General features: G+C 68.3%; 10 protein-coding genes. 5 read left to right on the top strand and 5 right to left on the bottom strand.

Features of this window, described 5'->3' with window-relative positions; all coding sequences use genetic code 11:
- Positions 1–4: 4 nt before the first annotated feature.
- The 5 genes from AB0I16_RS29190 to AB0I16_RS29170 all read right to left on the bottom strand — a co-directional run bounded on the left by AB0I16_RS29190 (position 5) and on the right by AB0I16_RS29170 (position 5,684).
- Positions 5–1,045, bottom strand: coding sequence for a dipeptide ABC transporter ATP-binding protein (locus tag AB0I16_RS29190; RefSeq protein WP_363252607.1), 1,041 nt, complete (start codon positions 1,043–1,045; stop codon positions 5–7).
- Entirely contained in the window at positions 1,020–2,078 is a 1,059-nt protein-coding gene (locus AB0I16_RS29185) for an ABC transporter ATP-binding protein (RefSeq protein WP_363252606.1), read from the bottom strand. The genes AB0I16_RS29190 and AB0I16_RS29185 overlap by 26 nt, the downstream gene beginning before the upstream one ends.
- A 4-nt stretch (positions 2,079–2,082) precedes the next feature.
- Positions 2,083–3,060: an ABC transporter permease gene (locus AB0I16_RS29180; RefSeq protein ID WP_363252605.1), complete on the bottom strand. Its 978-nt coding sequence runs from the start codon at positions 3,058–3,060 to the stop codon at positions 2,083–2,085.
- Positions 3,053–3,976: an ABC transporter permease gene (locus tag AB0I16_RS29175; RefSeq protein ID WP_363252604.1), complete on the bottom strand. Its 924-nt coding sequence runs from the start codon at positions 3,974–3,976 to the stop codon at positions 3,053–3,055. Before AB0I16_RS29175 ends, AB0I16_RS29180 begins: the two co-directional genes overlap by 8 nt.
- Before the next feature lie 82 nt (positions 3,977–4,058).
- A complete protein-coding gene (locus tag AB0I16_RS29170; protein WP_363252603.1) occupies positions 4,059–5,684 on the bottom strand; it encodes an ABC transporter substrate-binding protein in 1,626 nt (541 codons plus the stop codon).
- A gap of 377 nt (positions 5,685–6,061) precedes the next feature.
- Here AB0I16_RS29170 and AB0I16_RS29165 point away from each other — a divergent pair, with 377 nt between their 5' ends.
- From AB0I16_RS29165 to AB0I16_RS29145, 5 genes are all read left to right on the top strand, one after another.
- Complete coding sequence (locus tag AB0I16_RS29165; protein WP_363252602.1) at positions 6,062–7,084, top strand: ABC transporter permease; 1,023 nt, start codon at positions 6,062–6,064, stop codon at positions 7,082–7,084.
- Between the two features lie 79 nt (positions 7,085–7,163).
- Positions 7,164–8,942, top strand: coding sequence for an ABC transporter substrate-binding protein (locus AB0I16_RS29160; RefSeq protein ID WP_363252601.1), 1,779 nt, complete (start codon positions 7,164–7,166; stop codon positions 8,940–8,942).
- 81 nt (positions 8,943–9,023) lie between these two features.
- Positions 9,024–10,004, top strand: a complete 981-nt coding sequence (locus tag AB0I16_RS29155; protein WP_363252600.1) for an ABC transporter permease — start codon at positions 9,024–9,026, stop codon at positions 10,002–10,004.
- 11 nt (positions 10,005–10,015) lie between these two features.
- Entirely contained in the window at positions 10,016–11,041 is a 1,026-nt protein-coding gene (locus tag AB0I16_RS29150) for an ABC transporter ATP-binding protein (RefSeq protein ID WP_363252598.1), read from the top strand.
- Between the two features lie 65 nt (positions 11,042–11,106).
- Positions 11,107–12,147, top strand: coding sequence for a dipeptide ABC transporter ATP-binding protein (locus AB0I16_RS29145; protein WP_363252597.1), 1,041 nt, complete (start codon positions 11,107–11,109; stop codon positions 12,145–12,147).
- The last annotated feature ends 212 nt before the right edge of the window (positions 12,148–12,359 follow it).

Raw genomic sequence — 12,359 nt, 5'->3', positions numbered from 1 at the left:
GGCGCTAGGGCACCACCCGCTTCTCCTCGGCGAAGTGGCAGGCCGAGTCGTGCGCCGCGGGGCCCTCCTCGTACCGGAACTCCGCCGGCACCGCGAGCGCGGGCACCTCAAGGGCGCACCGCTCGCGCGCCTTCCAGCAGCGGGTGCGGAACCGGCAGCCCGAGGGCGGGTTCGCCGGGGAGGGCACGTCGCCGCTGAGGAGGATTCGCTCCCGGTGCTCGCGGGCCTCGGGGTCGGGGACCGGCACGGCGGAGAGCAGGGCCTGGGTGTAGGGGTGCGTGGGGTGGTCGTAGATCTCCTCGTCCGTGCCGGTCTCCACGATCCGCCCCAGGTACATCACGCCGACCCGGTCGGAGATGTGCCGCACGATCGACAGGTCGTGGGCGATGAAGACATAGCTGAGGTCGAACTCGGCCTGGAGCTTCTCCAGCAGGTTGACGACCTGCGCCTGCACGGAGACGTCGAGGGCGGAGACCGGTTCGTCGGCGACGATGACCTCCGGTCTGAGCGCGAGCCCGCGCGCGATGCCGATGCGCTGGCGCTGGCCGCCGGAGAACTGGTGCGGATAGCGGTTGATGTACTCCGGGTTGAGCCCGACGACGTCGAGCAGTTCCTTCACGCGCTGCCGCCGCGAGCCCTTCGGCGCCACCTCGGGATGGATCTCGTAGGGCTCCCCGATGATGTCGCCGACGGTCATCCGCGGGTTCAGCGAGGTGTAGGGGTCCTGGAACACCATCTGGATGTTGCGGCGCACGGCCTTGAGCGCGCGTCCCGACAGCCCGGTGATGTCCTCGCCCTTGTAGCGGATCTCGCCCGCGGTCGGCCGCTCCAGGTTGACCAGCATCCTCGCGACCGTCGACTTGCCGCAGCCGGACTCCCCGACGATGCCGAGCGTCTCGCCCTGCCCGAGGTCGAAGTCGACGCCGTCCACGGCCCTGACCGCGCCGACCTGCTTGCGGACGACGATGCCCCGGGTGAGCGGATAGTGCTTGACCAGGCCGCGGACCTGGAGGATCGGTTCACGCCCGGCGTTCGGGTGCGGCATCGAGCGTCTCCTTCCAGAAGTGGCAGGCGCTGCGGCGCTCGGCGGTCAGGCCCTCGTACGTCACCCGGGCCAGCGGCGGGTCGTCGGTGCGGCACACGTCCTGGGCCATGGGGCAGCGGGGGTGGAAGGGGCAGCCGGGCGGGATGTCCATGAGGTTCGGCGGCAGGCCCTTGATCGCGTAGAGGTCCTGGCCCTTCTGGTCCAGACGCGGGATCGAGGCGAGCAGGCCGAGGGTGTACGGGTGTGCCGGCGCCCGGTAGATCTCGTGGACGGGGGCCCGCTCGACGATGCGGCCCGCGTACATGACGGCGATGTCGTCGGCGACGTCCGCGACCACGCCGAGGTCGTGGGTGATGAGGATCAGGCCCATGTCCATCTCGCGCTGGAGCTCCGCGAGCAAATCCATGACCTGCGCCTGGACCGTGACGTCGAGGGCGGTGGTCGGCTCGTCGGCGATGATGAGCGCGGGTTCGAGCGCCATCGCCATGGCGATCATGATGCGCTGGCGCATGCCGCCGCTGAACTGGTGCGGGTACTGCCCGACGCGCTCCTCGGCGGCCGGGATGCGCACCCGGTCCATCAGCTCGACGGCCTTCCTCCTGGCGTCCTTGCGGGACATGCCCTGGTGGACGACGAACATCTCGCCGAGCTGCGCGCCGACGCTGAGCACGGGGTTCAGCGAGGACAGCGCGTCCTGGAAGACCATGGCCATTCCGGCGCCGCGCACCTTGCGCCGCTCGTCCTCCTTGAGCTTCAGGAGGTCCCTGCCGCGGAAGAGGATCTCGCCCGAGGTGATCCGGCCCGGCGGGGTGTCGAGGATGCCCATGACGGCCTGGGCGGTCACGGACTTGCCCGAGCCCGACTCGCCGAGCACGGCCAGGGTCCGGCCCGCCGCCACGCTGTAGTCGACCCCGTTGACGGCGTGGGCGACCCCGTCCCTGGTACGGAACTCCACGCGCAGGCCGCGCACGTCGAGCAGCTCGGACGCCGCGGGCGTACCGGACGGGGATGCCTCGGATGCCACGGTTGCCATGCGCCTACCTCAGCTTCGGGTCGAGGGCGTCGCGCACCGCGTCGCCGAGCATGATGAACGCCAGGACCGTGACCGCGAGCGCGCCCGCCGGCCAGAGCAGCATGTGCGGGGCGTTGCGGATGTACGGGGAGGCGGCGGAGATGTCGATGCCCCAGCTCACGGTCGGCGGCTTCAGACCGACGCCGAGGTAGGAGAGCGTGGCCTCCAGGGCGATGTAGGTGCCGAGCGCGATGGTGGCGACGACGATGACCGGCGCCACGGCGTTCGGCGCGATGTGCCGCAGCAGCATCCGGGAGTGGGACGCGCCGAGCGCGCGGGCCGCCTGGACGTAGTCGTTCTGCTTGGCGGTGATGACGGAGCCGCGCGCGATGCGGGAGATCTGCGGCCAGCCGAGCAGCACCATGAAGCCGACCACGGGCCAGACCGTGGAGCTGGTGACCACGGACAGGAGCACGAGACCGCCGAGCACGACGGGGATGGCGAAGAAGACGTCGGTGACGCGGGAGAGCACGGCGTCCCAGCCGCCGCCGAAGAATCCGGCGAGGCCGCCGAGGACGCTGCCGAGGACGGCGACGCCGAGCGTGGCGCAGACACCCACGGTGACCGAGACCCGTGTCCCGTACACGACGCGCGTGTAGACGTCGCAGCCCTGCTCGTTGAAGCCGAAGGGGTGCCCCGGCGACGACCCCTCCCGCGCGTTGCCGAGATCGCAGTCGAGCGGGTTGCCGGTGGCGATGAGCGAGGGCCACAGTGAGATCACCACGAGGAAGACGATGATCAGCCCGGAGACGAGGAAGACCGGGTTCCGTCGCAGGTCGTGCCAGGCGTCGGACCAGAGGCTGCGGGCGGGGGCCGAGGGCCCGGTGCCGTCGGGCCCGCCCGGCGTCCGCTCCAGGGTCGTCGCCTCGCTCGCGGCGAGGTCCATCGCCCCGCCCATGCCGGTGGCCGCGACGGCTCCCTCGGGCTCCTGGGGGTCAGGCATAGCGGATCCTCGGGTCGAGTACGGCGTACAGGAGGTCGACGATCAGGTTGGCCGCCAGGAAGACCAGCACCAGTACGGTCACGAAGCCGACGACGGTCTGGGTGCTCTGGCGCAGGATGCCCTGGTAGAGCTGGAAGCCGACGCCGTGGATGTTGAAGATCCGCTCGGTCACGATCGCGCCGCCCATCAGGGCCCCCACGTCCGTGCCGATGAAGGTGACCACCGGGATCAGGGAGTTCCGCAGCAGGTGCCGGGTGATGACGCGGTGCCGGGGCAGGCCCTTGGCGATGGCGGTGCGGACGTAGTCGGCGCGCCGGTTCTCCGCGATGGAGGTGCGGGTCAGCCGGGTCACGTACGCGAGGGAGACCGAGGCGAGCACGAGGCCGGGGACCAGCAGTTCGTCGTAGGACGCCTCGCTCGACACGGACGGCTTGATGGCGCCCCACTGGACGCCGAGCAGCAGCTGCAGGACGAGTCCGGTGACGAAGGTGGGGACGGAGATGACCACGAGCGTGAGCAGCAGCACGGCGGTGTCGACGGGGCGCCCGCGCCGCAGCCCGGTCAGCACGCCGAGCGAGATCCCGATGACGATCTCGAAGACGATGGCGACGATGGTCAGCCGGATCGTCACCGGGAAGGCGGCCGACATCAGCTCGGTGACCTTCTGGCCGTTGAAGGCGGTGCCGAAGTCGCCGGTGAAGACGTTGCCCATGTAGGTCAAGTACTGCTGCCACACCGGGTCATCGAGGCCGAACTCCTTCTTCAGGCGCAGGGCCGTCGCGGGGTCGCACCTGCGGTCCCCGCACAGCCCGGCGACGGGGTCGCCCATCACGTGCACCATCAGGAAGATCAGCAGCGTGGCGCCGATGAAGACCGGGATCATCTGGAGCAGACGCCGGATCACATAACGTCCCATGGGGGCTCCGGGGGTAGTGGGGGCTCCGGGGGCCGGAGGCGCGCGGGAGGGTGGCTGTGGTGAGGGCGCCTCGGCCGGTCTCTCACTCGACCTTGATCCGGTCGTACACCGGCACGCTGAACTGGTTCAGCGACACGTCGGAGAGCCGGTCGGAGTAGCCCGCGCTACCGTTCTGGTACCAGAGCGGGATGGCCGGCATGTCCTCGGCGAGGATTTTCTCGGCGTCCTGGAACGTGCCGACGGCCTTGGCGGTGTCCGTCTCCCCGTTGGCCTCGTTGACGAGCTGGTCGAACTTCGCGTCGCTGTACTTGCCGTCGTTGGACGGGGCGTCGGTGAAGTAGTTCGGTTCGAGGAAGTTCTGGATCAGCGGGTAGTCCATCTGCCAGCCCGCGCGCCAGGCGCCGTCGAGTTCCTGCTTGGATGCCTTGCCGCGGAAGTCGGCGAAGGTGCCGATGGGGTTGCCGACGCAGGCCTTGTCCTTGCCGAGCGCCTTGTTGACAGAGTTGCACAGGGCGTCGACCCACTCCTTGTGCGAGCCGGTGTCCGCGTTGTACGTGACCTTGAGCTGCCCGCCGGGGATGCCGCCGCCCTCCTCGACGAGCTTCCTGGCCCTGGCCGGGTCGTACGTGCACGCCTCGCCGCACAGCCCCTTCTCGAAGCCGCCGTCGTCGCCGAGCACCGGTGACGTCCAGTCGGACGCGGGCGTCCGCGTCCTGTGGAAGATGGTCTCGGTGATCTGCTCCCGGTTGATCGCCATGGAGATCCCCCGGCGGACCTTCTCCCTGCCCGGCTCCGTCCACTCGCTGTCGTAGAAGGGGAAGGCGAGGGTCTGGATGATGCCGGCGGGGGTGTTGATGTAGCGGTCGCCGAGGTCGTCCCCGGCGTTCTTGAGCTGTGCGGCGGGGACGTCGTCGACCAGGTCGAGGTTGCCCGCCATCAGATCCGTGTAGGCGGTGTTGTTGTCGGTGTAGACCTTCATGTCCACCCCGTCGTTCCGTGCCTTGTCGTCGCCGGGGTATCCCTTCCACGCGCGCAGCGACATCTGCGAGCCCTTGGTGTACGAGTCCACGGTGTACGGTCCGTTGCCCACGGGCTTGGAGAGCCAGGACTCGTGGTCGTCGTAGAACGCCTTGGGCAGGGGCGCGAAGGCCGGGTAGCCGAGGGTGTCGGGCCAGGTGGAGAACTTCTGGCTGAGCCTGACGGTGAACGTCTTCTCGTCGACGGCCTTCAGCCCCGACAGGGTCTCGGCGCTCGGCTCGCCCTTCTCGGGGTGGACCTGGTCGTACCCCTCGATGTAGCCGAAGAAGTACGCGTTCTTCTGGTTGTTCTTCAGGTTCGCCCCGTAGTTCCAGGCGTCGACGAAGGACTTGGCGGTGACCTTCTCGCCGTTGCTGAACGTCCAGCCGTCCTTGATCCTGACCGTGAAGTTCCGCGCGTCCTCGGTCTCGATCGACTCGGCGACCATGTTCTCCGCCCTGCCGGTCTTCGGGTCGTACCGCTTGAGGCCCCGGAAGATCATGTCGAGGATCTTGCCGCCCTGCACCTCGTTGGTGTTCGCGGGCTCCAGCGGGTTCTGCGGATCGCCCCAGGAGGAGCTGACGATCGCGGAGTCGCCACCGCCGCCGCTCCCCCCGCCCCCGCACGCCGTCGCGGCGAGGACGACGGTCACCGCGCATGCGGCCCACCTGGCGTGCGTGGCTCCACCCATGGAGTCCTCCTGTCCCGGTGCTGCCTCGGCTTCACGTATCGCCAAATATCGCCGCAGGCCGGATGAACCGCACATTTACCCCGCCCGTACGAGTCGGAGCTCCTCCGGATGTACGTATTCCGAGACACCCGCGCCCGTATATCGAACTCATTGCCTGGATTACGAGGAGTCGCCGCACTTTGTCCATCACGCTTGATTACGCCAAGGTAAAGTCATGGGATTTATCAGGTAAAGCTATGGTCAAGGATCTCAAGAGCCCGCCAAGGCGGCTGAGGATTCATTGACCGAGCGGGAAATGCCTTGCGACAGTCGCGCCTAGCCCGTAGGTGCCTGCTCGTCCTGCGGAATCCTGATGACCCCTCCGGGCCTGGAGCGCCATGACCTCGCCAACTCCCGCCGCACCCGCCACTCTTGAAGTGACGGACAAAACCGGCACCCCGCCCACGCCCAACACCCAGGGGAGCACGGGGCGTTCGCCGGGGCGGCTCGCCTGGACCCGGTTCAAGCGGGACAAGACCGGCGTGATCGCCGCCTGCGTGGTCATCTTCTTCTTCGTGGTCGCCCTGTGCGCGCCGCTGATCGCGAAGCTCTACGGAAAGGACCCGTACACGACGTACGGGGTCGACGACCCGTCCCTGCTCAACGAGTTCAGCTACCCGGTGAAGCCGAACGGCGGCATCGACGGGGAGTTCTGGTTCGGCATCGAACCGAGCCTCGGGCGGGACGTCTTCACCTTCCTCCTCTACGGCATGCGCAACTCGCTCCTGATCGCCGGCGCGACGACGCTCCTCGTCACCTTCTTCGGGATCGTCATCGGCGTCACCGCCGGCTACCTGGGCGGCAAGACCGACTACTTCATCGGCAGGGTCATCGACATCCTGCTCGCGTTCCCCTCCACGCTCTTCTTCATCGCCTTCTGGCCGGTGATGATCTCGATCCTCGTATCGCCCGAGGAGAACACTCCGGTCTGGCTGACCGTCGTCAGCCTCATCACGGTGATGACCGCCTTCGGCTGGGCGTCCATCGCCCGGCTCCTGCGCGGCGAGGTACTCGCCCTGCGGGAACGGGAGTTCGTGGAGGCCGCGAAGGTCACCGGCGCCTCACCGGCCCGGATCATCTTCAAGGAACTGCTCCCCAACCTCTGGACGCCGATCCTCATCCAGTCGACGCTCGCACTCCCGGCCTTCGTCACCGCCGAGGCCGGGCTGGCCTTCCTCGGCGTGGGTCTGAGCGACCCGACGCCGGACTGGGGCGTGATGATCCAGAACGGCTCGAAGTACTACCAGGACGACATCACCTTCATGCTCTTCCCTGGCCTGTCCATGGTGATCTTCGTCGTCGCCTTCAACCTCCTCGGCGACTCCGTGCGCGACGCGCTGGACCCCAAGACCAGGCGCTGACACTCCCCGATCCGGCCGGGCGACGGGGCCCACCGCCGGAAGCATCCGCTGTCTCTCCACCGAAACCAGACAGGAAGCCATGTCCTTCTCTCGCAGAAACTTCATCATCGCCACGTCTGTCGCGGCCGGCGGTTCCATGGTCCTGTCCGCGTGCAGCAGCGGCGGAGGAGGTGGCGACAGCAAGGGCCCCGCGGGTTCCAAGGAGTACACGGGCGCCTCGGTCACCGTCGGCACCGCCGAGGACTCCCAGGGCCCCGCCCCCGAGGTCAAGGGAGCGCGCAAGGGCGGCACCATCTACGGCGTCTCCCCCGACGACCTCTCGCACCTCGACCCGCAGCGCATCTACTACGCGCTCAACTCCACCGGCGCCATGCTCTTCGCCCGGTGCCTCACGGGCTACAAGACCGCCGAGGACGGCTCCCAGAAGCTGGTCGGCGACCTCGCCACGGACACCGGCAAGATGTCCGACGGCGGCAAGACCTGGACCTTCACGCTGAAGGACGGTCTGAAGTGGGAGGACGGCAGCGAGCTGACCGTCGAGGACGTGCGCCACGGCTTCGAGCGCTCCTGGGCCAAGTTCGTCACCGAAGGCGCCACGTACGCGCAGATCGCCCTCACCGGCAAGGACGACTGGCGCAAGGAGTACGAGGGCCCCTACGGCGGCAAGCACCTCGACGCCATCAAGATCGACAAGGCCAAGAAGACCATCACGTTCCATCTGGCCCAGCCGCGCTCCGACTTCAACTTCACCCTGGCGATGCACTCCTACGCCGCCACCCCGGTGAAGATGGACACCAAGGAGAAGTACGACAAGAAGCCGGTCTCCTGCGGCCCCTACCGGCTCAAGCACCGCTCCATCGACAAGTCGATGACCTGGGTGCGCAACAAGCACTGGGACGCGAAGACCGACCCGATCCGCAACGCCTACCCGGACACCCACGAGTTCGAGTTCGGCACCGAGGGCCTGGACCTCGCGGACCGCCTCATCGCGGACCAGGGCAAGGACCAGTACACGATCACCATCTACAACAACGTGCCCGCCGAGCGCATGCAGAAGGTCCTCACGGACCCGGACCTGAAGAAGCGCAGCTTCAACGGCCTGCTCACCGGCATCTACTACTACGCCATCAACTGCAAGCGCGTCACCGACCTCGACGTGCGCAAGGCGCTCATCCACGCCTGGCCGCTGGAGCAGATCCGCAAGATCTACGGCGGCCAGAACTCCGGCGACTACGCGACCACGATCCTCAGCCCCGACATCCAGGGCCGCGAGAAGTACGACCTCTACGGAAAGCTCGACAAGCCGCAGGGCGACCCCGAGGCCGCGAAGAAGCTGCTGAAGAAGGCCGGCAAGCTCGGCATGAAGGTCGTCTACGCCTTCCCGAAGAGCCCGACGTACGACAAGACCAAGGTCGTCATCGAGGCCGCGCTCAAGAAGGCCGGCTTCGACCCGGTCATCAAGCCGATCGACTCCACCACGTACTACGACCAGGCGCAGCAGGTCGACAACAACTTCGACGTGATGTGGTTCGGCTGGTCCCCCGACTGGCCGACCGGCTACACGCTGCTCCAGCCGCTCTTCGACGGCACCACCATCGGCAACGGCTCGAACAACGTCTCGCAGCTGGACGTCGACTGGGTCACCGAGGCCATCAAGAAGAACGTGAAGCTCTCCGACCCCGACGCGGCCAACAAGGCCTGGGCCGAGCTGGACAAGAAGATCATGGAAGAGGAGGCGCCGATCATCCCCGAGATGTACCAGCGCCGCTTCTACCTGCACGGCTCCAAGGTCGGCGGCGCGCAGTTCGACCCGCAGTTCTCCGCGACCCTGATCAACAAGGTGTACGCCAAGGCCTGACGCCCGGCCTCCGTGGCGGGGCGGCCCACCGGGCCGCCCCGCCCCCGCTCCCCCGTCGGCATCCGTCAGGAAACCTCCGCCATGTTCCGCTTCCTCCTCCGCCGCATCGTCGGCGGCGCGGTGATTCTGCTGATCATCAGCGCCATCGTGTTCCTCCTCTTCTATGCCGCCCCGCGCGACCCCGCGCGTCTGGCCTGCGGCAAGGTCTGCACTCCCGAGACCCTGGCACTGGTGCAGAAGAACCTGGGGATCGCCGACCCGCTCCCGGTGCAGTACTGGCACTGGTTCGAGGGCCTCTTCGTGGGCCGTGACTACGCGACGTTCGGGAACTGCCCCGCGCCCTGCCTCGGCTACTCGTTCCGCAACAGCGAGCCCGTCCTCGGCACCATCCTGGACCGCTTCCCGACGACCATCTCGCTCTCGCTCGGCAGCGCCGCCGTCTTCGTCGTCTTCGGCGTCGGCACCGGCATGCTCGCCGCGGTCAAGCAGGGCAAGGCGCTCGACAAGATCGCGTCCTCCGCGTCGCTGATCGGCTCCTCGCTGCAGATCTACATCGTCGGCGTCTTCGCCATCTACCTCTTCACCAACCAGCTCGGCTGGCTGGAGCGGCCCTCCTACACGCCGTTCACCGACGACCCGGGGGCCTGGTTCGCCGGGCTGCTGCTGCCGTGGATCGTCCTCTCGGTCATCTTCACCGCGAACTACACCCGCATGACCCGCTCCCAGTTGGTCGAGACGCTCAACGAGGACTACGTCCGCACCGCGAAGGCCAAGGGGCTCTCGTCCCGTACGGTCTTCTTCCGCTTCGCCTGGCGCGGCGCCATGGGCCCGATCGTCACCATCTTCGGCCTCGACCTGGGTGTGCTCTTCGGCGGCGCGATCATCACCGAGAAGACGTTCAACCTGCACGGCATCGGCGAACTCTCGGTCAAGGCCGTGAGCACCAGCGACCTGCCCATGCTGCTCGGCGTCGTCCTGGTGGCCGCGGCGGCGATCCTCATCTTCAACATCATCGTCGACGCGGTGTACGCCCTCATCGACCCGCGCGTGCGCCTCGCCTAGGAGCCGGACCCATGAGCACCCCCTTCCTCTCCGTACGCGATCTGCGCGTCCACTTCTCCACCGAGGACGGCATGGTCAAGGCCGTGGACGGCCTCGACTTCGAGCTGGAGAAGGGCAAGACCCTCGGCATCGTGGGCGAGTCAGGTTCCGGCAAGTCGGTGACCAACCTCGCCATCCTGGGCCTGCACCACAAGGACAGCACCACGATCGACGGCGAGATCCTGCTCGACGGGCAGGAGCTCCTCACCGCCACCGAGCGGGAGCTGGAGCGGCTGCGCGGCAACAAGATGGCGATGATCTTCCAGGACGCCCTCGCCTCGCTGTCGCCGTACCACACCATCGGCCGGCAGATCGGCGAGACGTTCCGCAAGCACACCGGTGCCTCCAAGAAGGAGGCGCGGGCGCGGTCGATCGAGATGCTGACGAAGGTCGGCATCCCGCAGCCCGATCTGCGGGTGGACGACTACCCGCACCAGTTCTCCGGCGGTATGCGGCAGCGCGCGATGATCGCGATGTCCCTGGTCTGCAACCCCGCCCTGCTGATCGCCGACGAGCCGACCACGGCCCTCGACGTGACGGTCCAGGCGCAGATCATGGACCTCCTCAAGGACCTCCAGCAGGAGTTCGGCACGGCGATCATCTTCATCACCCACGACCTCGGCGTCATCGCCGACATCGCGGACGACGTCCTGGTGATGTACGGCGGCCGGTGCGTGGAGCGCGGCACCAAGAAGGAGGTCCTGCGCACCCCGCAGCACCCCTACAGCTGGGGCCTGCTGGGTTCGATGCCGTCGCTGGAGGGCCCGGTGGACGTCCCCCTGTCCCCCATCCCCGGCACCCCGCCGAGCCTCCTCAACCCGCCCACCGGGTGCCGCTTCCACCCGCGGTGCGCGTTCACCGAGCAGGTCGGCGGCGAGCGCTGCTCCCGCGAGCTGCCGCTCCTTGAGCTCAACGGGGGGCGGGGCGCCGCCTGCCACCTCACCGACGCGCAGCGGACGGAGTTCTTCTCGGACTTCGCGGGCTCGCGGACCGACTGACGCCGACGGCGCCGCCGTACAAGAACCGACTGACGACCGACGTAATCGAGACGGGACCCACCACGATGAGCAGCACCACACCCCCTCCTCTCCTGGACGTCAGCGGGCTGACCAAGCACTTCCCCGTCATGGGCGGCTTTCCGTTCAAGCGGAGGATCGGTGCCGTGCAGGCCGTCGACGGCCTGGACTTCACCGTGGGCGAGGGCGAGAGCCTGGGCCTGGTCGGCGAGTCGGGCTGCGGCAAGTCGACGACGGGCCGCCTGATCACGCGCCTCCTTGAGCCGACCGGCGGCAAGATCTCCTACCGCGGCCAGGACATCACGCACGCCTCGCGCAAGCAGCTCGCGCCGGTCCGCTCGGAGATCCAGATGATCTTCCAGGACCCGTACGCGTCGCTGAACCCGCGGCAGACGGTCGGCAAGATCATCTCGGGTCCGATGGAGGTCAACGACATCAACCCCGCGGGTGGCCGCGAGGCGCGGGTCCGCGAGCTCCTGGAGACGGTCGGTCTCAACCCGGAGCACTACAACCGCTTCCCGCACGAGTTCTCGGGCGGTCAGCGCCAGCGCATCGGGGTCGCCCGTGCCCTGGCCCTGGAACCGAAGCTGATCGTGGCGGACGAACCGGTGTCGGCCCTGGACGTCTCCATCCAGGCCCAGGTGGTGAACCTCCTCCAGAAGCTCCAGAAGGACCTGGGCATCGCCTTCCTGTTCATCGCCCACGACCTGGCGGTGGTCCGGCACTTCTCGCAGCGGGTCGCCGTCATGTACCTGGGCCGGATCGTGGAGATCGCGGACCGCGAGGACCTCTACGGCAACCCGCGCCATCCGTACACCAAGGCGCTCCTGTCCGCCGTGCCCGAGGCGACGGCGGACGACGTCCCGCGCCGCGAGCGCATCCTCCTGACGGGAGACGTCCCGTCCCCGGTGAACCCGCCGTCCGGCTGCCGCTTCCGCACCCGCTGCTGGAAGGCCACGGAGAAGTGCGCGTCGGACGACCCGCCGCTGGTCCGGGTGGACGGCAACCGGGAGGGCCACCTGACGGCGTGCCACTACCCCGAGGACACGGCCGGCCTGGCGGTCCCGGCGGCCCGCAAGTCCCTCTGACCCCCGGCCCCCGTCACCTGGGTCCGGCCCCGCCCTCCCCCTTGACCCGAGCGGGGTGGGGTCGGCTCCGGGGCTTTAGGGTGCCTGAAGCGTCGGTGGGCCGGGGGCGTTGTCTAATTGCCGGGGCCGCCCGGTTCCCCGGAAGTGTGGCGCCTCCGCCCCGCCAGTAAAGGGCGCTCCCTGTCGGTCGCGTCGGCTGCGCCGATTCCGCT

It is taken from the genome of Streptomyces sp. NPDC050703 (assembly GCF_040654435.1).
Lineage (GTDB): Bacteria > Actinomycetota > Actinomycetes > Streptomycetales > Streptomycetaceae > Streptomyces.
This window is presented reverse-complemented; position numbering and strand designations above follow the sequence as displayed.